Source organism: Chitinophaga sp. SVR4-12A, assembly GCF_056754765.1.
Genome location: NZ_JBPGWP010000001.1, coordinates 6,377,318 through 6,401,844 on the forward strand (window position 1 = coordinate 6,377,318; position 24,527 = coordinate 6,401,844).

The 24,527-nt window shown below is 48.3% G+C and carries 23 protein-coding genes; 8 read left to right on the top strand and 15 right to left on the bottom strand.

Annotation, left to right across the window (positions count from 1 at the left end; translation table 11 throughout):
- The first annotated feature begins 19 nt into the window (after positions 1-19).
- Both ACR9Y8_RS25675 and ACR9Y8_RS25680 read left to right on the top strand, forming a co-directional pair.
- Entirely contained in the window at positions 20-451 is a 432-nt protein-coding gene (locus tag ACR9Y8_RS25675) for a DUF1016 N-terminal domain-containing protein (RefSeq protein ID WP_481216115.1), read from the top strand.
- The gene (locus ACR9Y8_RS25680; protein WP_481216116.1) at positions 402-803 is read left to right on the top strand and encodes a PDDEXK nuclease domain-containing protein; all 402 of its coding nucleotides are present in this window, start codon (positions 402-404) and stop codon (positions 801-803) included. Before ACR9Y8_RS25675 ends, ACR9Y8_RS25680 begins: the two co-directional genes overlap by 50 nt.
- Positions 804-894: 91 nt before the next feature.
- On the opposite strand, the gene ACR9Y8_RS25685 is transcribed toward ACR9Y8_RS25680, so the two are convergent.
- The 6 genes from ACR9Y8_RS25685 to ACR9Y8_RS25710 form a co-directional block, all read right to left on the bottom strand.
- Positions 895-1,335 (bottom strand): HvfX family Cu-binding RiPP maturation protein, encoded by a 441-nt coding sequence (locus tag ACR9Y8_RS25685; protein WP_481216117.1) that lies wholly within the window; start codon positions 1,333-1,335, stop codon positions 895-897.
- Positions 1,336-1,348: 13 nt separating this feature from the next.
- Positions 1,349-2,101, bottom strand: a complete 753-nt coding sequence (locus tag ACR9Y8_RS25690; RefSeq protein ID WP_481216118.1) for an HvfC/BufC N-terminal domain-containing protein — start codon at positions 2,099-2,101, stop codon at positions 1,349-1,351.
- Positions 2,088-2,918: an HvfB family MNIO-type RiPP peptide maturase gene (locus ACR9Y8_RS25695; RefSeq protein ID WP_481216119.1), complete on the bottom strand. Its 831-nt coding sequence runs from the start codon at positions 2,916-2,918 to the stop codon at positions 2,088-2,090. The genes ACR9Y8_RS25690 and ACR9Y8_RS25695 overlap by 14 nt, the downstream gene beginning before the upstream one ends.
- A 147-nt stretch (positions 2,919-3,065) precedes the next feature.
- On the bottom strand, positions 3,066-3,395 hold the full coding sequence (locus tag ACR9Y8_RS25700) for a hypothetical protein (protein ID WP_481216120.1): 330 nt from the start codon (positions 3,393-3,395) through the stop codon (positions 3,066-3,068).
- Between the two features lie 86 nt (positions 3,396-3,481).
- Positions 3,482-3,760 carry a hypothetical protein gene (locus ACR9Y8_RS25705; RefSeq protein WP_481216121.1) on the bottom strand — a complete coding sequence of 93 codons (279 nt, stop codon included), beginning with the start codon at positions 3,758-3,760 and terminating at the stop codon, positions 3,482-3,484.
- 3 nt (positions 3,761-3,763) lie between these two features.
- Positions 3,764-4,348 carry a sigma-70 family RNA polymerase sigma factor gene (locus ACR9Y8_RS25710; protein WP_481216122.1) on the bottom strand — a complete coding sequence of 195 codons (585 nt, stop codon included), beginning with the start codon at positions 4,346-4,348 and terminating at the stop codon, positions 3,764-3,766.
- Between the two features lie 209 nt (positions 4,349-4,557).
- Between ACR9Y8_RS25710 and ACR9Y8_RS25715 the strand changes: the two genes are divergently transcribed.
- Positions 4,558-5,340, top strand: a complete 783-nt coding sequence (locus ACR9Y8_RS25715) for a hypothetical protein (protein WP_481216123.1) — start codon at positions 4,558-4,560, stop codon at positions 5,338-5,340.
- Between the two features lie 429 nt (positions 5,341-5,769).
- Here ACR9Y8_RS25715 and ACR9Y8_RS25720 read toward each other — a convergent pair whose 3' ends face one another.
- From ACR9Y8_RS25720 to ACR9Y8_RS25735, 4 genes are all read right to left on the bottom strand, one after another.
- A complete protein-coding gene (locus ACR9Y8_RS25720) occupies positions 5,770-7,299 on the bottom strand; it encodes an alpha/beta hydrolase-fold protein (RefSeq protein WP_481216124.1) in 1,530 nt (509 codons plus the stop codon).
- A gap of 221 nt (positions 7,300-7,520) precedes the next feature.
- Positions 7,521-8,858, bottom strand: coding sequence for a glycoside hydrolase family 27 protein (locus ACR9Y8_RS25725; protein ID WP_481216125.1), 1,338 nt, complete (start codon positions 8,856-8,858; stop codon positions 7,521-7,523).
- Positions 8,859-8,867: 9 nt separating this feature from the next.
- Positions 8,868-11,477 carry an alpha-L-arabinofuranosidase C-terminal domain-containing protein gene (locus ACR9Y8_RS25730; protein WP_481216126.1) on the bottom strand — a complete coding sequence of 870 codons (2,610 nt, stop codon included), beginning with the start codon at positions 11,475-11,477 and terminating at the stop codon, positions 8,868-8,870.
- 606 nt (positions 11,478-12,083) lie between these two features.
- Positions 12,084-12,740: a dienelactone hydrolase family protein gene (locus ACR9Y8_RS25735; RefSeq protein ID WP_481216127.1), complete on the bottom strand. Its 657-nt coding sequence runs from the start codon at positions 12,738-12,740 to the stop codon at positions 12,084-12,086.
- A gap of 117 nt (positions 12,741-12,857) precedes the next feature.
- On the opposite strand from ACR9Y8_RS25735, the gene ACR9Y8_RS25740 reads away from it, so the two are divergent.
- Positions 12,858-13,685 carry a universal stress protein gene (locus ACR9Y8_RS25740; protein WP_481216128.1) on the top strand — a complete coding sequence of 276 codons (828 nt, stop codon included), beginning with the start codon at positions 12,858-12,860 and terminating at the stop codon, positions 13,683-13,685.
- Here ACR9Y8_RS25740 and ACR9Y8_RS25745 read toward each other — a convergent pair whose 3' ends face one another.
- The 3 genes from ACR9Y8_RS25745 to ACR9Y8_RS25755 all read right to left on the bottom strand — a co-directional run bounded on the left by ACR9Y8_RS25745 (position 13,686) and on the right by ACR9Y8_RS25755 (position 16,072).
- Positions 13,686-15,128 (bottom strand): amino acid permease, encoded by a 1,443-nt coding sequence (locus tag ACR9Y8_RS25745; protein ID WP_481216129.1) that lies wholly within the window; start codon positions 15,126-15,128, stop codon positions 13,686-13,688.
- A 132-nt stretch (positions 15,129-15,260) separates the two neighbouring features.
- Positions 15,261-15,752 (bottom strand): SRPBCC domain-containing protein, encoded by a 492-nt coding sequence (locus tag ACR9Y8_RS25750; protein WP_481216130.1) that lies wholly within the window; start codon positions 15,750-15,752, stop codon positions 15,261-15,263.
- 11 nt (positions 15,753-15,763) lie between these two features.
- On the bottom strand, positions 15,764-16,072 hold the full coding sequence (locus ACR9Y8_RS25755; protein WP_481216131.1) for an ArsR/SmtB family transcription factor: 309 nt from the start codon (positions 16,070-16,072) through the stop codon (positions 15,764-15,766).
- A gap of 167 nt (positions 16,073-16,239) precedes the next feature.
- Here ACR9Y8_RS25755 and ACR9Y8_RS25760 point away from each other — a divergent pair, with 167 nt between their 5' ends.
- The gene (locus tag ACR9Y8_RS25760; RefSeq protein ID WP_481216132.1) at positions 16,240-17,655 is read left to right on the top strand and encodes an SMI1/KNR4 family protein; all 1,416 of its coding nucleotides are present in this window, start codon (positions 16,240-16,242) and stop codon (positions 17,653-17,655) included.
- Positions 17,656-17,774: 119 nt separating this feature from the next.
- Here ACR9Y8_RS25760 and ACR9Y8_RS25765 read toward each other — a convergent pair whose 3' ends face one another.
- Positions 17,775-18,617: an SDR family NAD(P)-dependent oxidoreductase gene (locus ACR9Y8_RS25765; protein ID WP_481216133.1), complete on the bottom strand. Its 843-nt coding sequence runs from the start codon at positions 18,615-18,617 to the stop codon at positions 17,775-17,777.
- Positions 18,618-18,781: 164 nt separating this feature from the next.
- On the opposite strand from ACR9Y8_RS25765, the gene ACR9Y8_RS25770 reads away from it, so the two are divergent.
- The 3 genes from ACR9Y8_RS25770 to ACR9Y8_RS25780 all read left to right on the top strand — a co-directional run bounded on the left by ACR9Y8_RS25770 (position 18,782) and on the right by ACR9Y8_RS25780 (position 22,670).
- Positions 18,782-19,477, top strand: a complete 696-nt coding sequence (locus ACR9Y8_RS25770) for a LytR/AlgR family response regulator transcription factor (protein ID WP_481216134.1) — start codon at positions 18,782-18,784, stop codon at positions 19,475-19,477.
- A 37-nt stretch (positions 19,478-19,514) separates the two neighbouring features.
- Positions 19,515-21,662 (top strand): response regulator, encoded by a 2,148-nt coding sequence (locus tag ACR9Y8_RS25775; protein WP_481216135.1) that lies wholly within the window; start codon positions 19,515-19,517, stop codon positions 21,660-21,662.
- Positions 21,663-21,761: 99 nt separating this feature from the next.
- Complete coding sequence (locus tag ACR9Y8_RS25780; protein ID WP_481216136.1) at positions 21,762-22,670, top strand: helix-turn-helix transcriptional regulator; 909 nt, start codon at positions 21,762-21,764, stop codon at positions 22,668-22,670.
- A 208-nt stretch (positions 22,671-22,878) separates the two neighbouring features.
- Here ACR9Y8_RS25780 and ACR9Y8_RS25785 read toward each other — a convergent pair whose 3' ends face one another.
- Entirely contained in the window at positions 22,879-24,246 is a 1,368-nt protein-coding gene (locus tag ACR9Y8_RS25785) for an amidohydrolase family protein (protein ID WP_481216137.1), read from the bottom strand.
- Between the last annotated feature and the right edge of the window lie 281 nt (positions 24,247-24,527).

Genomic DNA, 24,527 nt, shown 5'->3' on the forward strand with positions numbered 1-24,527 from the left:
CATTTTTAATTGCAACGAAATGACGAAAGAGAAAACCACAGTTAGCCCGGTAAATAACCTGGAAGGCCTTGCAAGAGCTATTCAAAAAACCAATCAGCTTTTTCTTAATCAGGTTCAGAAGCAGGTCAATACTGCAATGACACTTAGGAACTGGATGATAGGCTATCACATCTTCGAATATGAACAAAAAGGAGAAGATCGGGCCCAATATGGTGAAAGGCTGTTCCGAAACCTTGCTGAACGATTAAAAGCGCTCGATATTAAAGGCTTATCTTTTACCGCTCTCCATCTGTACAAGCAGTTCTATCTGACATACCCCCAAATTATTCAGGCAGCGTCTGAATATTTTCAAATAAATGATTATCAATTGAATGAAATTGTTCAGGCAGTGCCTGAACAATTTGAACGGCTCCCGGATACCCCAACGAATTTGCAGGGGCTTCTGCTTTGAAGCCAGGCAAAAACGCATCACCTTCGACAATACCCATTACCGGATCGATCTGGTTTTCTATCACCGCATACTGAAATGTCACATCCTGCTGGATTTAAAACTGGGAGATTTTACCCCTGCCGATGCCGGGCAAATGAATGTTTATCTTAATTATTACAAGGAAAATGAAATGCAGGAAGGTGACACACACCCTATCGGGATTATACTTTGTGCAGGGAAAAATGAAACATTGGTAAAGTATGCTACCGCTGGTTTACCACAGAAGGTATTTGTCTCAAAGTACCTTACCAATCTGCCCAGTGAAAAACAATTAAAAGAGATCATAGAAGAAGAACAAAAGAAAATACAGTAACGCTGAATTCTCCAGTCACTGCCTGAAAAATTTGACGCCAGTATAATTTTGCAGCAACCTGCTGCAAAATTTATACCTGAATATCAATGAATTACTCACCCCTTCTCCCTATCACCCCATCCACACTCCACCTCCCTGGTCCATACACCAACACCACTGCCAGCATGATCAGGTAATACAACGGGATCTCATACCCGTTATTCCCCGCCTCAAATCCATTTCCCCAATGTACCGTCTTAATGGCCACCAGCATTACGATCATCAATGGCACCGCTATGATCCTTGTTCCCAGGCCCAACACCAGCAACACCACGCCTGCTGCTTCTGTGGATGCTGCCAGGTAAGCATTTAAAGCTGGCGCTGGCATGCCGATACTCTTAAACCAATCTATGATGCTGTTTATATCGCTCCACTTCATTTTTGCCGGTGTATAAAATCCGTATGCCAGCGCTAGCCTGATCATTAACAAGGGTAAGTCCTTTAATTTTCCTACGCTTTCTACTCCTTTATAATATAATTGTATCGCTTTCATTGTTATTGCACTTTTAATTGTTAGATAAGAAACCTGCGATCAGTTTGTTCTGCAGGCCCTGGTCAACAAACAATTGCGTCATAGCCTGTATAGCTGGTGTGATCCCGATCTGCAGTTGCCTGCATATTTCCGCGGCCAGGGTTGTAACGCTCATCGGTCCTTCTTCCAGTAATTCGATCATCCTGGCCAGGGCAGGGGAGAGCTCCATAAATTGCACATCACCGCTCTCCGGTTCACGGAATATTACCAGGAAATAATCCCCCTTATCCGTTCCCGTTATTTGCTTTGCCTGCTTTAGATGTACAGGATATTCAAAATGTACCAGCTCATGTTCGGGATTCAGTGTTAAGCGCTCGCCGCCAGCATTACAGTCTACGGGCTTGTCTTCCATCATAAACAAGGCTATCTCCAGCCATTCGAATCGCAACAGATCAGGCAGGAATGGATATTTGCCCAACAGCGGATGTGTTTCCTGCAGTAGTAAATACTCGTACAGATCCTTCGGCATATGCCATACCTGTGGCGACTGACATGCATGCCCGGAAAAGAATTCCCGCACCAGCTCATCCCATTCATCCTGCGTCAGTAGTTCTTTGGTAAGCGGATAGGCCGATTGCAGCATATCATCCACCACGTTATATACCAGCCTGCGGTATTGAATAACATGCGCGGTCTTTACGCCCGGAATTGCTCTATAATCGCCGGTACGGCAGTAGTTTGCCAGGGCGGACTGATAATTCGGCGTATCCTTATTAAGCTGCTGCATATGCGGGGTGTTTTATACTGTTTGCTTTAATCGTTTGCAGCCGCTCTATTTCATGTTGCAAGGTTGCCAGTTCTGGTATGTTAAAATCCCGTTCCAGCAATACGGGTACATCCCTGTTCAGCTTTTGCATGGCATAGGCAAAGAGCTCATACACGGGGTCGATGATCGCTTCTCCGTGTGTGTCGATGATCAGATCTTCGGCTACCTGCTCATGTCCGGCCATATGTATATACCGTACGCGTTCCAGCGGCAGACGGTCAATGAATGCCCTGGCATCATAGTGGTGGTTGAAGCTGTTTACGTAAATATTATTCACATCCAGTAACAGATCGCAATCTGCAGCGGCGAGAATGGCATTGATAAAATCGATCTCCTCCATCTCCGGCGCCAGGGGCGTATAATAACTGACTATTTCGATAGCGATCTTTCTTTCCAGGAAGTCCTGCACGGTACGTATCCTTTGCGAAACATGCTTCACCGCGTCCATGGTGAACGGAATAGGCAGGAGATCATACAAGTGAGCATTGTCGCATTTGGAATAGCTCAGGTGCTCGGAGTATAACTGTGCATTGGTTTCCCGGAGGAAGTCCTTTATTTTTTGCAGGAAGACGAAATCCAGCTGATCCGGGCTGCCAATAGACAAGGAGAGCCCGTGAGTGAATAATGGATATTGTTCCAATGCCTGGCGGAACAGTTTTTTCCAGTAACCTCCAATACCGATCCAGTTTTCCGGCGCCACTTCTATGAAGGCCGGTTGAATAGCATTGCCCTGCAGCAGATCTGCTGCAAAATCTTTTCTGAAACCAATACCAACCATGTACGGTAATTTTTTAGTTGACAGTCGTCAGTTGCTAGTTGTCAGTTGCTAGTTGTCAGTTGTCAGTTGATCGTTCTCAGTACTCAGAAGAAAAATTTGCTTCAATCACTGATCACTGATAACTGTCAACTGACAACTTAAAACCGGTTAAGGTTTAGCTTTAGTGCCGGCCTTATCCTTTTTGTCACCGGCCTTCTTGGCGCCTCCGCATTTACCTTCTCCACATTTACCTTCGCCGCACTTGCCATCTTTACCTTTCTTCGCAGCGGTGCTGTCTGCTTTTCCTTTTTCGCCACATTTCAGTTCCAGGTGCAGGGCATTGGATGAGCCACCCATTAACTGGCTTCTTACTTCTTCTCCGGTGCCGAGGTTGGAAAAGCGGAACAGGTCTGCAGCATTTGCATTCAGGTTAGCGGTGGCGAACAAGGCGCCGGCGATCATAGAGCCAGTGATCAGGCTTTTCTTTTTAATGTCCATTGTGTCAGGTTTGTTGAATGAATAATTGGATTTGAAAGAATAGTCGCCAACCTGGGGTTTACCTGACAACAACAACAAACTTTTTTTTATTCTTCTTCTAATTTCCTGGTAATCCTTTCTTTAAGGTCTTGAGTTGTATCTTCAGGAAGATGAGGGGCATGGGTATGATCATGTTCGTGTTGGTTCAGCAGCTTATGTAACAAGTTACTTTGCTTTGTATAGATGGTACAGGCGTCGCACAACGTAAGGTGCCAGCGCAATTGCATCCTTTCCAGGGCAGAAAGTTTAAAGTAGAGCCTTTTCTCTATCAGCCCGGTTGCTTTCCTGCAGGAGAGCACAAAGAAATGTATGATCCGCTTCTTCATCGTTTACTTTTTAAACCAGTGTATCTCCAGGCACTTTCTTAATTGCAGCTTGGCACGGTGCAGGATCTGCCAGAAATTAGTCGACGAGATCCGCATTTCCTGACAAATTTCTTTGCCATCCTTTTCACTGAGATATTTTAGCTGTAATGCTGCCGACCAGTTACCTGGCAATCGCTGCATACACTCATCCAGGGTGGTCCTGAAATCGGCGCGGTCAAGCAGGTGGCTGTCATCCCCTGTCCATTCCTGTGGGCGGGAATGGTCGCCCCACTCGCCATGGTGATCAAAGTAATAATCAAGCCCTGCGCCTCCTTCATCTACTAAGGGGCTTTTCACTCTTTTCCGGAAATGGTCTATGATCTTATGGTTCAGGATGGAAAACAGCCAGGTTTTTGGCTGGCTTTCCTGCTTGAACCTGTCCAGCGACTGAAAAGCCGACAGGAATGTTTCCTGCACCAGGTCTTCCGCCGTAGCTTTGTCAGCTACTTTGTAGTAAGCCCATTCGTACATGCTGTGCGTGAATAATGTAACCCACGACTTCATCAGCTCATTCGCATCTGCTCGAACATTTTTTAGTGGCTCGTTCATGGATGGCATCCGTGTTTTAAGATATTGGAGGGTTGCTCGTAGATGCAAAATAGCAAAAGCCGCCTTCTTGTCCAATATTATGATCCTCTATATAATCACTGGCTCCGAATACCGCAAAATACCCCCAAAAAGTTGATCTAAATCAACAAATTCACCCCTGTGATCCGCCGTCGCAACTTTTCCCGTATATTTAATTAAAATCAAGCTTTATGGCGTTACAAACTGGTGTTTTTAAATTCACCGGCAGACTGCAAAACGTCATCGGCTACCGCAGAAATGGCAAATATTTCTTCCGTAGCATGCCGGAAAAAGTAAGACAGACAGCTCCCACTAAACGCGCTGCCCGTCGCTTCGGCATGGCCAGCCGGAAAGGAAAGCTCATTCGTAAAGCTGTCCGCCCTTACCTGGACATGCGCTACGACGGCACCCTCGTAAACCGCCTTAATAAGCTCTTTATCCAGGCCGGGAAGGATAATCTTCCCAATCTCCAGGGCTTTCACTTTAACAAGCATACCGGCATTGAAAAGCTCTTTGTTGAACAACCAGTTTTCACGGCAAACGGCACCTTACATATCCCTGCCCAGGAGCTTCTTCCACAAGGCAGCAACTCCCACGTAGAGCTCCGCCTTATCGCTACCCGCATCAGCTTCGCTGAAAACCGGGTGCTCAGTACCGATGTTTCTACCGCTATCATTGAGCTCAATGAGGACGAGCCTTTTAACGGCATGGCGATGAACGTCCCCATCGAGGGGGAGGGTACGCTCATGGTCATACTCCAATACCGTTCCTACAAGGAATGCAACGGCCATTGCTCTTTTTCCGGCGATCGCCGTTATATGGCGGCCGATGTGATCAGTGTCGCAACAGCTGCACAAGACCTTAGCCCTGGCAAACAAGCCCGCAAATTCCCCCGCCACCGCAAACCATTTAAATGGGGTACTGACCGGAATAACAATACGCCTCCCGCTATCTCACCCCGCCAGCGGGAATGATCTATTCACCACCTTCAGGCACTTTACGGTATTCTCTTTGTCCACGGGCGCTATGCTCTTGGAAAACCTATGCCTTACACGCTCCCAAATCAGCATTTTTACCCATCAAAAGACCTACTTTGCCGTAAACTGCCTTCAAACAGCCCAACTTTCAGCCGCTCAAAGCTTCCTGCCGCCCCAAAAACGCCTGCTACCTTCCCCTGACGGCCCTCCATTTCAAGCCGGCCTGCAGTCCCGATCAACTCCACCTTATGTCCACAATGCCTTGATTTTCAGTAGCCACTTACTGGCCGCATACTGGCCGATTACTCCGTATGTTTGCTATCTTAGCGTAACGTACCAGCTTACTGTCTGCCTATGAAGTCCTTACTTAGTGCCTTGTCACAGCTACCACCCGCCTTACTATGGCTCCTGTACAAGCGCTCATAGTTAATGATAAAGAAACTCCGCTGCTATCGGCGAAGCGTTGGGCTCACTTTCTTTTCTCCAGAAAAGAGGGGAGAACTGCTGCCCGCCCTTTTTACGCAAACCTTCTACTTTGATGGGGTAAAATCCTTTTTGTAAATAGATGATGAAAGACTGCCTGTGGATAGCCTGCTGTTCGTCAATGATCGTCTGCCCGCTTATCTGTACCCGTGCAGGGTTATTATTCCCTAATCCGAAAACGTAATAACCTCCTTCAGGCACTTCCAGCAATCCTTCCAGTGCGCAGGCAAATCCGTCTTGCCCGCCAAAACCGTTGATGTCAAAACCATCGTCTGTACTGCCTGTGCGGATAGGTTGCAGCTTATTCAGCGTCGGCAACTGATCCCAGTTGCCTTTGTAATACTTAAAGTGTACCCCGCCTTTTTTAAGATGCTTAGGCGCCTGTGTGGCCATTAACGGCGGCTCCACTTTATAATTACAGCGGATAGTTTTTTCATATTCCTTTCTGCTGCTCAGCGCTTTCACCGTCACGGTAGTACTGGATGAAAAATCAAAGGTATTTACATACTTCAACTGTGTGGAAGCAGTTGTCGGTTCACTTCCATCCACTGTGTAAGCCATATAATTTTCAGCGCCTGCATTATAACATCTCAGCCTGAACGGGTGGCCGCTCAGTATACGCCCGTTGCTTGGCGTAAGCAGGAAATTATCCTCCACCATGAAGCCCTTATAAGTAAACTTAAAACCATCATACAGTCCTTTCCAGATGGTAGAGAAATGTGTTTCATCCGGGTAAGCCTGCACCTTCCAATCCAGCGCCTTTGGAGCCTGTTGTCTGAGTACGGAATCAAAGCTGGCTACGCCCATATCATAAAAGAATTGACCGTCCCTTACAGATATCCAGTAGGTATTATCTGCGGTCTTCATATTGGGCAGCTTTTCACGCGCCAGCTTGCTCATTAAGCCATTGTCATACCACAAGCTTGGCTCAACCGTGAGATAGGATCTGAAAAGCGCAGGCGCATGTAGAAATGCATACGTTGCAAACAGCCCTCCCAATGAAGTGCCGTACAACGTATTATTCTCCGGCTTTGTACGGTATTGTTTATTGATATAAGGGATCAGCTCTTCTTTAAAGAAAGACAGGAAATTAGCTGCCCCGCCAGATATCGGGCTGAAATCCGTACGTGTAGGTGTAAAATCCCTGTCCCGGGAATTAATGTCTCCCTTATATACATTAGGAACACCCACTATGATCACGTTGTTGGGGACAAACTGTGCATACCCCAGGAACTGATATGCTTTTTGGGTGAGTGAAGTATTCCACTCCCCATCTATTACGTATAATACATCGTAACGGGTGCTGTCGCCTTTTTTATAGCCCTGAGGAAGCAGGACTTCAATCGGCCGCTTTTGTTGTAAAACGGATGAATAAAGGGTATCATTGCCACCGGCTGCCTCTTGTGCACTTGCGGGGGGGTGTAACAGAAGAAAAGCGATGATAGCTGTTAAGCTGAGCAGGATATTTTTCATACTTGTATATGACCGGAGGTTTACAAAACGGGTAATCCGAAAAGTAATATACAAAAAAAAGGACACTGAAGGATGAGGGTCACACTGCCGGCTGCATAACAAAAAGCCCTGCCGTTATTACGCTCAGCGATATCAACGGCAGGGCTTTATACTGGGGCAGTCAGCAGACCGCAAACATGTGATTGATATAGGTAGCTTTGTACCCGGTGTTTATTTCATGATCATAAAGTGATCTTATACAAGCCTGCACCATGCGGGTTAATCTCCGGGCTGAAACTGCCCGTGAATTTACCCAACACTTTACCTGTCCACAGATCCGTAACAGTGCAGGCTTTTGTTGCCCCTATCTGTGTAAGATCAACAGCAATATTAGCCTTATCAGTGCCCTTGTTAAATACAGCTACGTACCTGGCGCCTGCCCCGGGTGCGTCAGCTGTCCATATGGCCTTCTGCGCATCATTCAGCAAAGGCTTGTTATTGCTGCTGTTCTTTAAAACAGCGAGCACATTTTTATTGGTCAGCAATGATAATGTGAATGGATCATTATCCGGCAGGTTACCACCAAACATCAGCGGCGAGCGGAAGATGCTCCACAGCGTCATCAGCGTATACTGTTCATCCTTCGTGAATTTGGTCATACGCGGATTACCCCGCTCTGCACGGATCCCGATACGGCCCAGTGGCAGCATGTCCCCATCCGGCCATGCGCCGGTAGTACGCCATTTATTCCAGCGCTCAAACACTTCAAAGTGTGCATTCAACGGTTCCCAGGCATCCCAGAAATCATCTACCGTACGCCACATATTGGCATGCTGCTGTACATGTTCTCCCTGTGCAATAGGCGTCTCACCCGGGGAAGTGCTGAGCAGGATCTTACGCCCCGTACGGTCTATCGCCTTGCGGATCATCTCAATTTCTCCCGCGTGATAAATAGGCGCCGAGAGATCATCTACCTTTACAAAGTCCAGTCCCCAGGCAGCATACATATCGAAGAGTGAATTGTAATATTCCTGTGCGCCTTCCTTACCAGGAACAATCGTATACATATCTTTCAGCCACTTGCACTGCTCTTGTTCTGAATAAATATCCTTCGCCGTCACTTTGCTACCTTTGATCGGCAAGCCGCGTTTTACCGCTACCACCGGGATCCCACGCATAATATGAATACCGAATTTCAGCCCTTTGCTGTGCAGGTAATCTGCCAGCGGCTTAAATCCTTTACCGCCCGCAGCAGAAGGGAAGCGGTTCACCGCAGGAATAAACCTGCCATAGTCATCGATATTGTATTCCGCATTGGTCTCATTATATCCATGAGCCTTATCATTGCTGATATACCAGCGAATATCCACCACCACATATTCCCAACCATATGCCTTCATGTGTTTCGCCATATAGTCGGCATTGGCTTTTACCTCTGCTTCTGTCACTGTCGGACCAAAACAATCCCAGCTGTTCCATCCCATCGGCGGGGTAGGCGCCCAATTGTGAAAATCTCCCTTGCTTTGTGCCCGAACGCCCAGGCCAAGGATTACCAGTAGTAATGTGCATACCTGTTTCATAACGACCGTCTATTTTGTTTTAATACGGATAATGGTAAAAGAGTAGGGGGGCAGCGCTGTTTCAAATTGTTCTGCCACATCGCAGTCAGTAGTTTCCGGCTTAGCATCCTCGCTATCTGGCTTGCCCTGCAACACTACCTTTTCGGCTTTGCCACCAGCCAGTTCAATGCCGCTCAGGTCAACATTGGATTGAACCGGCGCAGGAAGCAGGTTCACCATCTTCACGATCACTTCTTTATTTTTTGTATTCCGCACAACAGACACCGCCACACGCTTCTGCACCGCTTCCTCCTTATTGGAAAGCGTTACTGCCCCCGGCAGGTATTCATTCCCTCCATATTGGCCATATAGCTGCTGTACATAGTAATCTACCGTAGGCTTCACAGTAGCATTATTGAAGTAGATAAGATCCGGCTTCCACTGGGTATGCCCTTCTTTTGCCAACAGCGGCGCGTACGATGCCATGCTCACCACATCCCCGTTCCGTTCCAGCGCCGTAAGGTACAAGGCTTCCGCCAGTGCCGACTCTATATTGCTGCGCCTTCCTGCTGTATGAGCGGCATACTCGCCCAGGTATACTTTTGATTTGGAACGGTCATAGCTGTCATAGAAATCCTGGTTGTTAATGAACCACCCCGGTGACACGTAATAGTGTTCATCCACCATCGGTACTTTTAATTTATTAGCCAGATCCCATCCTTCCTCATAATCAGTGCCCTCAAAGAATGGCCCTACTGTTCCTATCACCGTAATTTCCGGATGCTTTTCCTTCATCGCCTTATAGATCATCGCAAACCGCTCTTCAAAGATATCCGTGATCAGGTCCTCATTTCCGATCCCAATGTACTTCAAATGAAAAGGTTCCGGATGCCCTGCCTCCGCACGTTTCTTACCCCATGTTGTATGTACGTCTCCATTCGCATACTCTACCAGGTCCAGTATATCCTGCACATACTCATCCATCTCACTCATCGGGACGCCGCCTTGTTGCCCGCTTCCTTTATCACCCGGCCCTGAGTTCTGGCAAGGCACACCCGCCGCAACCACCGGTAATGGCGCTGCGCCTATATCTTCACAGAACCGGAAGTATTCAAAATACCCCAATCCTGCCGACTGATGATATCCCCATAAATTGCGCTGCGGCTTTCGCGCCTCCAGCGGACCAATCGTATTCTTCCAGCGGTAAATGTTGTTCAGTCCATCTCCATGCGCCACACAGCCCCCCGGGAAACGTACAAAGCGTGGGTGTATATCAGCAATCACCTGTGCCAGGTCTGCCCGCATCCCGTTCTTTCTTCCCTTAAACGTCTGCTGCGGAAACAGCGATACCATATCCAGCGCCACCCGTCCTGCCGCCACCGGCTGCAGTTCCAGCTGCGCGCTATCTGCATTGGCCGTTGCTGTCAGCACGGTCTTTACGTTTTTCCAGGAGCCCGCCGGTATTGTCACTGTTGTTTGTGCCAGCACCTTGCCTTTCTCATCCACCAGGCGCACCATCACTTTTCCGCTCTTTCCATCCAGTTGCTTACCAAACAGCGACAGCTCATATTGCGCTCCCTGCTTCACCGGTATCCCATCAAACCCGCTGTTCACCAATGCTGCTGCCGGCGCCTTTGTATCCAGCACTGCATAATGTTTGTTATTCACATGGATAGGCGCTGCCGAATCTATGCTAAAGCTGGTCTGTTCTCCGCGCAAGGTCCATGAATGCTTACTGTTCCAGCTTTGATCCCTTCCTTCCTTATCGCTCAAGGCATATTCAAAATCCCGGTTCTGCACCAGCTCCGCATACAACCCGCCATCTGCCGCATAGTTAATATCCTCAAAGAAGATCCCCAGCAGCAGATCACTGATCGGCTTCGCTTGGCCCGGCATCACCTTGATAGTTGCCTGTAAGGGTTGCAGCTTTGCAAAGCGCTCCCCATCCGTTCTGCTTGTCTCAGCTTCCTGTTCCCTTTTATATTGCTTCAGCTCATATGTTTTGATCAGCCGGTCTACCGTTGTCCACGCCACCCGGTGCATTTGTCCCCTGGCCATACCTCCCGGCAACGCAACGTTTACGCTTCCATCCGCATACTGCGCCGCCGGCACTTCTCCCTCCCGCTTGTAAGTTTTAAAATCAGCCGTACTAACCTTATAGTACTTTCCATCCGCACTGCTATGCGTAATGGTATACACATGCTGTCCGGCATCATACTTCACCACCGGCCGCAATACATTACTGCCTCCTCCTGCCTCGGGATAGCTCTGCCTTTTCCAGTTCACCAGGTCTGCCGACGCTGCATGTGCAAACAGATGATCCCCTTCATTCAAGCTCCACACGCAATGCCACATCCCATCCTCTCCCCGCACCAGGTAAGGACTGATCATCCGCTTATCCAATCCCCACCTTCCATAATCACTCCTCAGGTACGCGAACTCATTTCCAATAGCATACCACTGCTGCCCATCCCGGCTCCATGCAAAATGCAGCCCGTTATGGTCATTATTCTTTCCCGTAGCATAAGAAAACAGGTACACCGAATCCGGGTTATTTGCAGCCGCTCTTGCCGCTGTCCCTTTCGCAAATTGTATCGCCACACATACTATTAATAAATGGAGTAGCCAGCCCTTTTTCATAGTGGAATTATTTGTTTGTAAATGCAGACAACTATATTATGTCCACAAAATAATCATTTAAAGTGTAAAATTGACATTTAAACTTTGTTCACATCATTTCCGGGTTTCCACGTATTTGGTTATATGATTAATCTCTTTCCCGCAACATTTAAAAACGGGCTGCGCCTGGTTGTCCGGAATATCTATTGAACGTTGGATGGCGTATGAGCCATAGGGGCAATATGGAGCATTATCAATCGCATCACACCAGCCAAGGCCCGTTTTTAAACGTGCCGGTCTGCAGATAGCGGGGCACTTAGCGATGCGGCCATTCCTGAATTCATAGCCTGATACCAGATCTATTGATAACTGTCATGTCAGCTTTCCACCGTGCCGGCAGATTTAAAACGGGCCTTGTCTGGCGTGACCGGCTCGGCGCCGCCCCATCAAAGCCCCGCCGTTTCCATGCCCTCCCTCCGTTGAATCCCCATTCTCCCAGCCAGGCGCAGCCCGTTTTAAATACTGCCGGCAAAGCCTCCAAAAGCAACCCCTCCCTTGTATGGGGCATTACCCGGATCATCATCATGCAGCAGGCAACAAGATCAATGCAAAAGGATGCGGCACTTATTAGCGCCGCATCCTTTTCTTTTGCCGGGAAAGGTGCTCTTCAAACCAGTCGGCAGCCAGTGCCGCTGCTTTGTCCAGTGTGCCAGGCTCCTCAAACAAATGGGAAGCGCCGTTCACAATTTCCATTTGTTTTTCACACTTTAGCTTATCAAAAGCTTGTTTGTTCAGTTCAATAACATGGATGTCCAGCGAACCAACGATCAGCAGGGTAGGAGCCGCCACTGTTGGCAGGGCCTTTGCGAGGTCTGGCCGCCCGCCCCGGCTCACCACGGCTTTCACATTTTTCTCGAGCAGGGCCGCTGCCTGTAATGCGGCAGCTGCACCGGTGCTGGCGCCGAAATAGCCAATGTTCAGCGCATAGAGAGCGTCCTGGTCATAGCACCACTCGGTGATCTTTACCAGGCGGTTGCCCAGCAGGTCAATATTAAAGCGGTGCTCATACAGCTCGTCCTCAAACGGCGTTAAAAGATCAGTAAGGAGCGTTGCGATACGACGCTGGTTCAGTATGTCCGCAACAAACTGGTTCCTCGGGCTTAAACGGCTGCTGCCGCTGCCGTGTGCAAAGATCACCAGACCTTTGGCGGCTTCGGGTACCTGCAGATTACCGATCAGGCCGGGGGCATTGATCAGGTTAAACTTTACTTCACGCTTATCCATCACACCAGTATTTACATACTTTAACCAATCATTTTTCCAGATAAATGATCGTGCCAGAATACGGCTGAAAGCTGCCCTGGCTGCTGCAGTTTGGCGCAATTTTTTCGGGAAAAAAGTATGAGAACAATACTCGTTTGTACAGATTTTTCAGACTCAGCACATCATGCAATGGAGTACGCCTGCATGGTGGCTACCCGGTATAATTTTCCGCGCATAGTCCTGTATCACGCATACCAGGTAATGGCGCCTACCACTGATCTGCCGGTGGCTCCCTATGTAGGCACCGAACTGTATAATGCGGTAGAGCGGAGGCTGAATGAGCTGGCGGCAAAAGTGGCAGAGCTGACGGGAGCAGACGTGGTGGTGGACATAAGAGCCGAAGAGCTGATACTGGGTGAGAACATCAATGAGATCTGCAAAAAGGAAGATGCGCACCTGGTCGTAACAGGGGTATCCGAAAAAACCGGCCTCGAAAGAATGATCGTTGGGAGCACCGCATTAAGGATCTCGGAAGTTGGCCGTTGCCCTGTGCTGATGGTACCGCTTGATGCGGTTGTTACACCTCCTCAGCGGGTGCTGCTGGCCTGCGACCTCGAAAAGGTGTCCGAAGCCACACCGCTGGATGCGCTGGATGAAGTGCTGCAAACATTCCAGGCACAGCTGGTGGTGATCAATGTGGACGACGGCAACCGGCGTTTTTCACCTGCAACGGTGGAGGAAATACATAAGATGCATCATATCTTCGATAAGTATAAACCGGAGTATGCCTTTGTCGAAAATAACGACATCAGCGAAGGCATCATGGATTATGCAAAGCAACATGACATCTCACTGGTTATTACCATCCCCAGGTATTATAATTTTCTCCGCAACTTGTTCCATAAAAGCACCACCAAAAGCCTGGTTTATAACTTAAGGCTGCCGCTGCTTACCCTGCATGAGTAATTAAGCAGGCTGTTGCTGCTGCCGTTTCCGCTTCACCAGTATATAACAACCGTACAGGAACAGGATCCAGATCGGAATGAGGGCCACTGGTAAACGCATGCCTGTTATCCACATCAATATCAGGATACCGCTCAGGAACACCAGGCAGATGTAGTTGGATGCAGGATAAAGGAAAGAGGGAAATTTGGTCTTTATCTGCTCTTCTTTCTTGTTGCCTTTGAATTGCAGGTGCACAATACTGATCATCAGCCAGTTGATGATCAGTGAGGATACCACCAAAGACATCAATGCTTCCAGCGCTTTCTCCGGCATCAGCTTGTTCACCACAATACAAATGGCGGCAAACAGGCCCGATACCAGGATGGCGGTCACCGGAACATGGTTCTTATTCAGTTTTGACAGGAAAGAAGGCGCATTGCCCTGTTCTGCCAGGCCATACAACATCCGGCTGTTGCTGTATACACAGCTGTTGTAAACAGACAGCGCTGCCGTCAGCACGATCAGGTTCAGCACATGCGCTATCAGGCTGGTAAAGTAGATGGTCTTGCCGAAAAGGCTGAACTGAAAGCCCTTGAGGCTTTCGAATACCATCACAAAGGGGCTGCTGTCGGTAGTAATGCTTTTCCAGGGAGATAAAGCGAACAGGATCACCAGCGCGCCTACGTAAAAGATCAGGATACGGTAGATCACCTGGTTGGTGGCTTTAGGGATTGTCTTTTCAGGTTTATCAGCTTCCGCGGCCGTGATGCCGATCAGCTCCAGTCCGCCGAAAGAGAACATGATCAGCGCAATAGCGGCAAACAGTCCCTGGAAACCGCCTTTCCCGTCGCTTTCCAGCAATCCTTTCGGAAAAAAGCCGCCGTCGTTCCACAGGTTATTCACGCTGGCCTGCGAGCCGCCATGACCGGTGAACAGCAGGTAAATACCAAAGGTGATCATCGCGATAATGGCGGCCACCTTGATGATGGAGAACCAGAATTCTGCTTCTCCATACACTTTCACGGCGCTCAGGTTCAGGGCATTAATAGCGATAAAGAAGAAAAGGCTGGAAAACCATAAAGGGATCTCCGGCCACCAGAAATGCACATAGATACCAATAGCGGTTAATTCAGACATGCTTACCAGGATGTACAGCACCCAGTAGTTCCACCCCGCTGCAAAACCGGCAAAGCTGCCCCAGTATTTATAGGCAAAATGGCTAAAGCTGCCGGAAACAGGTTCTTCCACCACCATTTCACCCAGCTGGCGCATAATAAAGAAAGCAATGATACCAGCCATGGCATAGCCCAGGATAACAGAAGGGCCGGCCAGTACGGCGGCGGGGCCTATGCCCAGGAATAAACCGGTGCCAATGGCGCCCCCAAGGGCAATGAGCTGGATGTGACGGTTTTGCAGGCCGCGTTTGAGGCCTTGCGTTGTATGATTTTCGCTTGTTGGTTTCAATGTGGTACGGCCTCGCCGGTTTATAAATGATTGAATTCCGGCAAAAGTATAAACTTATACGGAGCACGATAGAAAAAAGGCTACAATAATGTAGCCTTTTTAAGAAATGTAACCGTTTTAAAAAGTTAAGCCCTACTGCATCTTCGCCACATACTCCTCCAGCCTGTCCAGCGTTTCCGCCATGCCGGCTTCCATGCCCATATCGATCACCTGCTTCAATGCTTCCGGAGAGGCGTAGTTGGCAACGCTCCTGATGATCGTTTTGCCACCCTCCTCAATAAATTCAGTTCTCACGGTTGTTGTCGGCAATGCGGGGTTCTTGTTGCCGTCTTTATCCGAAAAATTGTCTTCATACACGATCAGTTCCGGCGCTTTGATCTCTTTGTAAGTGCTCAGTCCCCACGCTTCGGTGCCGTCGGGACCTGTCATGCAGTAATGGTATTGACCGCCTACACGGAAATCCATTTTGCAATAGGTAAGTGGCCATTCCCTGGGGCCCCACCAGTTCTTTAAATGTTCGCATGCGGTATGCGCCCGGAATACTTTCTCTCTTGGGGCGTTAAACTGGCGGGTCATGATAAGCTGGGTTCCGTTGACTGTTACCTGAAGTTGATTGCTACTCATAATGATGAATTTTATTCCATGGTTTTTAAATAGTCATCCAAACGATCATAGCTCTCTGCAAAGAAGGAACGGTATTGGTTGATCCACTTCGCCACCTCACTGAGCTTTTCAGGCCGGGCACTGATATACCGGTCCCGCCCCTGCTTTTCTATAATTACCAGTCCGCACTCCGCTAAGATCTTGATATGCTTCGTTACAGATTGCCTGCTGATGTCAAAATTGTCTGTTAACGTAGTAAGGTTCAATTTTTCCTTCGCCAGTTTTCCCAGGATTGCCCTTCTGGTTGGGTCTGCAATCCCCTGAAATACATCTCTTCTCATAAATATGCACCCATTTGGATGCAAATATATATAATGCACCCAATTGGGTGCATATTATTTTATGGTTTTTTTTAGAAAATGTGGACAGCGTAAGCAACTTATGCTGAAGTCAGTCGTCTTTTCTTTGGCATATCCAGGAACTTCAGGCGCAATAAAGCGGTTTCGTCATGATGGAGTTTAACGATCAGATCCAAAGAATAAAAGATAAACTGCCTAAAGCAAAGAAGGCAGATAAGAACCTGGAAGTATTTGGGGCAAAGAGTCATAGGTATCAGCTGAATGATCCGGCAAGGATAGAAGAGGTGGCGGCGTTTGAACGAAAGTACGGTATTGAGCTGCCCGCCTGTTATAAGGCCTTTATACTCCAGGTAGGAAACGGCGGCATCGCTTATGAAGGCGCTGCGGCGGGGCCTTTTTATGGCATTTACCCCCTGGGTAAGCACGTGGATGAACTGATCTATTCTGACGCCCGGGAATGTCTGAAAGCCGATTGCCTTATTTACCCGGAAATGCCCGATGAATACTGGCGCTCATTAAATGAGAATATTGACAATGACAGTGATATCTCAGATGAAGACTATGAATTGGAGCTGGGAAAGATCTTCGGGGGAATTCTTCCCATAGGTTCACAGGGCTGCTCTTACCTTCATGGCATCGTTTTAAATGGTCCCTATAGAGGCCGGGTGCTGAACATAGACGCAGACAGGCATAAACCGCAGTTCACCTTTGAAGATAATTTCCTGGACTGGTATGAGCGATGGCTGGACGAGGTGATCTCCGGCGAATTGATAGGAGAGAGCCCCCGCTGGTTTGGCTATGTAATGGGAGGATCTGATACGGCATTATCCCAGGCGCTCCTGGATGCTGGCGCCGCTCAGCAAAGGTCAGACTGCCTGGACGGCATCCTGAACAAGAAAAAGGTGAAGGAAGAAACGATCCAGATCATCGAAGAGCAGCTCTTAAAAGACACCGGTGAACTAAGAACAAAGCTGCTCCAGGTACTTACAAAATTTGATTATAAAAGGGCAAAGCCTTATCTCGTTGAACAGAGCCAAACCGATCTGCTGCCTGTTTTCCAGTTCATCTACTGGTATGCAAAAGATAAAAGCGCTGAATGGCTTCCTTTGATCACAGAGCATATCGGCAACATAGATAATGACGAGACCTTTACCTACTGTACCTATTTACTGAGAGCCTCTGGAACTAATTTTGGGCAGCTGATAGTGCCTTTTACGGAGAGTGATAACGAGAGCATAAGAGCAACCGCATTTTACACCCTTGGTAAAGTAAAGAACAAAAAAGATTTTATCGATACCTTCATAAACGGTTTAGGTGATCCCTCCAATCGTGTGCTTGTTCACACCCTGCAGGCACTCATCGACGTAAAGGATACGCGGCTTTTACCACACTATAAACAAGTCGCCGAAAGGTTCCCCGAAGAAAAGGATTATGTGTTGTCAAACCTGAATCAGCGCCTGGCAGATTATGGTTTGTCCAATGAGACCATTCTCAGCACAAACGGGGAAGGCGCTAAAGGCAAAAAAGTGAGATGGGAAAAGAGGAAGTGGTACCAGATCTGGTAATTGCGCTGTTTATAAAGCTAAGCAGCAAGCCATTTCCGGCTTGCTGCTAATGGTCCATCCTGTTGATCCCTACGCTTACCCCTGGTTTATCATAGATATGGGCGCTTAGTTATTTTAACTCAGTTAAGATGAAATGCTGTGGTGACAGTGAGCGGTTTCATACGCTCAAATTCTTCCAGGGTGATGTTGCGCTTCTCCCTGACCCACCGGTAAACACCTTCTCCCAACAGTAATCTTAACGGCGGCTCTTTCTCATTGGCTACTTCGTAGATGGCCTTTGCGGCCAGTTCAAGGTCGCCCTGCTGTTTACCGTCGCCTTCCATCTTGTTTCCTCTGGTCCTGCCGGCGGTATTCCGGTAATCTGCAATATTTTTCTTTGCCACAAACAGCGAGTTATCCAGGAAATGGGTATGGAAGTAGCCCGGCTCTATGATGGTCACTTTAATGCCCAGTTCCGCCAGTTCGCCGTACAGGGCCTTGGAGAAGCCCTCCATCGCAGATTTTGTGGCATTATAAACGCCAAATCCCGGGAAAGCCGTGATACCACCAACAATGGAGAGGTTGAAGATGTGGCCCGACCTGGCGTTCCTCATGTAGGGCAATACATGCCGTATCATGCGCAGTGAGGAAAATACATTTGCTTCAAACACCTTGCTGATGTCTTCCTGCGATGCTTCCTCTACTGCGCCCAGGTATCCGAAGCCCGCATTGTTGATCAGCACGTCTATCTGGCCATAGCTTCGATGGATCTTTGCAATGGCTTTTTCCACCTCCGTTTCACTGCTAAGGTCCAGGCCAACCACGTCCAGTCGCGGGTGATGGAGGCCGGTTTTACGGAAGAAAGTACGCTTGTTCGCAGTGATGGCGATCACCTGCTGATGCCGTGACAATAAATATTTTACAGTGGCTAAACCTATGCCCTGGGAAGCGTCGGTAATGATCCATATTTTACGTTGTTCCATTGTTCGTAGTTTTGCATGGTAAAAGTGGCGCCAAATACTGATGTCGTCATTGCAAAGGTCTCGCTCTTTCCTAAAAGGGACTTAACTCCAGGGTCCAAAGTTTTTGATCGTTTGGCTTATTATGTTGGCCACATATCGTAATTTTAAATAGCCATTCCACCTGTATGCTTGCACTAATTATTGACGATAATGCAATAGCCAGGAGTACGCTTTCAGAGCTAAGCAGTCAGCTAAAAGGTATTGAGATCGCAGCAGAATGCGGCAATGCCATGGAAGCTTATAATTATCTGCAGGAGAAGCCTGTGGATCTGCTACTGCTCGATATAGAAATGCCAGGCATGTCGGGACTAGAGCTGACAAGGAACCTGGGCGATAAGCGCCCGGTGATCATTTTTACCACCTCAAAAAAGGAGTATGCCGCGGAGGCTTTTGAGCTGAATGTGGCAGACTACCTCGTCAAACCTATTACACCGGCCCGGTTCATACAGGCCATTGAAAGAGCGCGCCAGATCATCGAAAGCAATACGGAAGAAATGCAATGGGGGGAGGATGAATTCCTGTTTGTCCGCGATTCCAGCATTGTACGCAGGTTGCGACTGGACGACATCCTGTATGCGGAAGCAATGGGCGACTATGTAAAGCTACATACCGAAGAGAAGTTCTTTGCAGTGCATACTTCCCTTCGCCTCCTCGAAGAAAGGCTGCCCGGCGCCCGCTTTATCAGGATACACCGCTCGTTTATGGTGGCTGTGGACAAGATCGATACTTTGCAGGAGGGCGCCATCAAGATAAAAGACAGATCCCTGCCAGTAGCAGATGCGTATCGCAAAGCCCTCAACAAGAGAATGAACGTGCTTTGAGGGCCCTCCAGCCCTTTTACAGATTATACGCTGCAGAATGAACAATAATCGTTTTATATACTTTGTATTGGCTGCATTCCTGGCAGGCACCCTCTTATTGATCTTCATTCAGTATAATTATTCCAAGAACGTAGACCAGTTAATGAAAGGCCACCACAAGATGCTCCGCGAACTGAGGACTGTCCACTTGCTGCGCCTGGTTGAACGGGATATCACCTGGGTGGAAAGCCGCATTAGTGCAGCCATCGCTACCGACGACACCTCGCATATAGAAAGGGTGGACGCGAAGATCGCCGAGGTAAAAGCCAACCTCGACTCGCTAAGGAAGATGACCGCAGATACCGACGCCTGGGCAGACATCGAACGGCTGGAATACCTGGCAAAACAAAACCTGTATACCAAACAGCAATTGATCCATGAGTTCTTCAGAACAGGGAAGATGGACGATACCAACCTGATAGCTTACATACGTGACCATAAAATGGGCACCGAGGTGGGCCTGATAACCCGTAAGCTTTACGACAGCAGAGAGTCGAGCATGGCTGGTTTGAGCAACTCGATCAGCGGGAACAGCCGGCGGGCCCGTAACTGGGGCCTGATCCTGGTGGGGGTGATACTGGCAACCGCCGCCGGCGCCATGGGCTTCATCCTCAACCGGTTCGGGCACCAGCAACGGCTGATACGACGGCTGGACACCTCAGAAAGGAAGGTGCGGGAGACGGCGCGTATCAAAGAGAATTTCATGGCCAACATGAGCCATGAAATAAGAACACCCCTGAATGCCATATTAGGCTTTACCAACCTGCTGAAAACACGGCAACTGGATAATACATCCGCTGAATTTGTAGGCGCCATCCAGAAGGCAGGAGAAAACCTGCTTACCATTATCAATGACATCCTGGACCTTTCAAAAATAGAGGCAGGCATGGTACGAATAGAGACCAGCCCTTTCAGCGTACGCGGCCTGCTGCATTCAATACAGACCCTCTTCAGCGAAAAGGTAAAAGAAAAGGGCCTGGTGTTGCAGGTAGAAATAGCGCCCGCCGTTCCAGACACCCTGGTGGGAGACGCTACCCGGCTTACACAAATACTGGTGAACCTGATCAGCAACGCGCTCAAGTTCACGGAAACAGGCGGCATTGCCATACAGGTCTATGATAAAGACAGTAACCAGCACAATATTCAGCTGGGCTTTTCTATTGCCGATACCGGGATCGGTATTGAAGAGCACATGCTGGAGTCTATTTTCGACCGCTTTCACCAGGCGGAGAATTCCATCACCCGCAAATACGGAGGCACCGGACTGGGACTATCCATCGTAAAAGACCTGATATTATTGCAGGGCGGCGATATCACGGTAGAAAGCGAGCGGAGCAAAGGCACAACTTTCCGCTTCTTCATCCCTTATACCATCGCTTCACAGCAGGTACCCCTGCCGGAAGCGGTCAATATCAGCGAGTTCCGTCGCAGCGGTCACCCATCCGTGAAGATCCTCGTGGTGGATGATAATGAGATGAACCGCAGTTTAATGGAGCACCTGCTCAGTGAATGGAACCTCTCTTTTGACATGGCAGACAATGGTCGGGAAGCGCTTGCCCGCTTGCAGCAAGACAATTATAACCTGGTGCTGATGGATATACAGATGCCCGAAATGGACGGCTACAACGCCACCCGCAGGATAAGAACGGAACTGGGCCTGGATGTGCCTGTCATCGCCATGACCGCCCACGCACTGGCAGGAGAACGCGAGAAATGCCTGAGCAGCGGCATGAATGAATATATCTCCAAACCCGTCAATGAAAGAGAACTATATGAGCTGATCACCCGCTTCGCCAACCATGACGGCTACCGGTACATCAACCTGGATTATATGAAAGAAATAAGCAAGGGTAACCAGGCGTACGAAAAGAAGGCCACCCGGCAATTCATGGAATCTGTGCCCTCATCGCTGCAGCTGCTGGAGACTGCGTTCCTCCAAAATGACCTGGGTACCATCAACCGCTTAGCCCATGAGCTTAAAACAACCGTTTCGATCATGGGCCTCACAGAACGGCTCTATCCTATACTGAACGCACTGGAATACGCCAAAGAGATCACACCCGCCTTGCACGCCCAGCTGCAAAACCTCAGAACCATCACGGATCACGCCATAAAAGAAGCAGCAGATTTCTACTCCAGGAATTAAGCCCCCCTGGGCGACAGTTTTTGCCTGTTTGGCGAACAAGCCCCCATGCTGCATTCGATTTCCATAGTTTTATGATCGTAACCTTAAAATGCGAATGTCATGAAGGCAAATCATACAGACAACATCATCCGGCATATATCGCAGCTGCAGCGTCCATCGGCCCTGCATCCTGCGGAGGTATTGAGGCTGCAGGACAGACCGGTGATCGCATTGTTCTCCGGCGATAGCATGGCGGCAGGTTCCATTTTTACAGAAGAACAGCTGCTGGTTTTCGTCACTAAAGGAAGTGGCGCCATCCGGTTTGGAGAAACTTACCACACTGTTTGCAAAGACCAGCTGCTCCTCCTCCGGAAGAACATACTGGTGCATTATCATTCTTTTGATGCTGCCCAGCCGATGGAATGGCTGGTGTTCTATATGCGCGACGAAATAGTAACAGAATTTATACGCATCACAAAGACTACGCTATATACATCATCAGATCCTGCGCCCATTACGATTAACAGTGTGACAGAAAAGCTGCATACCTACCTGGAGTCAGTGATCATCCATTTCAGGGAAAAAAGCAAGATCGCCGCACAGCTCCTCAGGATAAAGTTGTTTGAATTGCTGTTTCACCTGCCGGATACAGAGCGCCAGGTGTTATTCAGCCTGGTGAAGAACAAACAAATGGAACGGCCTGATATCACCACAACAGTAGAAGGGAATATAATGAACAACATTTCACTGCGGGAGCTGGCGGCTTTGTCGGGCAGGAGCCTGTCCAGCTTCAAACGCGATTTCCAGGCCATCTACAATATGCCGCCTTCTCAGTGGATCAGGCAGCGGAGACTGGAAAAAGCCAGGGAGCTGGTCGCCCATACGTCTATGTCTGTAACGGATATCTGTTATACACTGGGTTTTGGACATATTGCGCATTTCTCACGGCTTTTTAAAGCGCATTTCGGCGTGGCGCCTACGCAGTACAAAGTGCAGGGGCGGCCGGCTTTTATGTCGGCAGTGGCGTAAGGAAATGTACAAGGCCTGTATACACCACATTACTTATCCTTTCTTATATCTAAGCAAGAACAAAAAAGGCTACTGAATAGTGGCCTTTTTTTATCAGTTGAATCCAATAATTGGTTTACATTCGATTATTCCGCGATGCAGGGCCCAAAGACCTGTCATAGACTGAATTTTTAACCACTTACGACGTGATACTATGATTCCCTAGTACTTAGTGGCCTGATAGCACATTCCCCCTCACAATCACCTTCGCTATTGACAGCGTATTTTTTATAGACAATAACGGGTTTTGATTCAAAAGAATAAACGATCCTTCTTTATTCACCTCTATGGTCCCGAATTTATCAGCCATGCCCATAAACGCCGCCGCATTAACTGTCGCAGACCGTAATGCCTCGTAGTTAGACAACCCCGCATCCACCATTTTTTGCAGCTCGCGGTGCAACGAATGACCTGGTACGAGGCCCGGTATTGTGGGAGCATCCGTTCCGGCCAGCAGCAATACTCCCTTTGCATTAAATGCCTTTATGAGGGCATACTGAAACGCATATCCTGTTTGTAACCTTTGTTTGCTCATGACAGAAACAAACTTCCGTGAATAGGGGTTCGATTGAAAATCCCAGTTCCATTCCTTTGCAATACGCTCATAACTTTTATGAGCGCTCAGGGAAGGATCTGCCGGGTCCATATTGGCTGCGCTAATGATGGAAGCAAAAGCGACCAGCGTAGGCGAAACAGCTTTCTTATACTTCCTTACCGAATCTGCAATGCCTGTTATTCCGCTCATATTGATGGGTTGGTCTGAACTAACATCACCCATCATATAATGTATGGGCTCATTGTACATAAATTCTTCAGCATGGGATATCAATGATTGGGTACTTCGTAACACGCCCCATGTGCCCACCTGTAAGGGTATGTGACCTATGATGCGCAAGCCAAGATGAGCCGCTTCCTGGTCAATGCCCGCAAAGCCTTCTTTTGACAAATACGAATACACTTTGATGAAGTCATACCCGCTTGCGTATAATGTATCTACAAGCGCCTTAGCGGCCTCTTTCGACAGCAGCGAGTCATTAAAAGGCGGACTAGCGCAAAATATTTTAGGCCCGGTTGTTTCCCCCTGGTTTATATTATCTCTATGGACAATGACCTTTTTATTTCCGTTTAGCGCGAACACATTCGTCACACCATAATGCAGGTAAAGGCTATCGTACAGGTCAAACAATTTTTCGTTATTGCCATAGTGAACATGTGCATCGGTAAAGGCCGGGATCAGGAACTTGCCTGTACCATCTATTCTATCGGCAGTTTTGTCGCCAAGGTCTTTGCGATGGTTGGCAATTTTTGCAATAATGCCGTTGTTGATCCATACATCCTGCTTGTACAAGACAACATTTTTCGTTAATGGCACGACATTGACGTTTTCTATAACCAGGTTGCCGGGATGAAAGCTCTGCACATCCTGTACCTTTTGTGATAATGCCATCCCATAAAGCAGGAAACAAACAACCGTAGCGCTGATCTTTTTGCTGTTAATTAGGATGCGGGCCGGTAATATAGAGTGATAAAGATCCATGAGCGTGTTTTGTTGAATCGTGGAGGTAACAAGTAAATATACAAACTGAAGGGGTAAGATCCTCACTGAGAGAGCTGTTAAATGCAGTCAATTTAGCTAGTGCTATAAAACAAAAAAGGCCGCTTTTTCAAGCAGCCTTTCATCGCCAGAAGACCGTTTCCAGCCTCGTACCCGGGACGGGGGTCGAACCCGTACAGCCATTGCTGGCCACAGGATTTTATTGTGGATTCAAATTTACAAATATGGTATTTTAAGTATTTGACCTATAATGGATGCACATT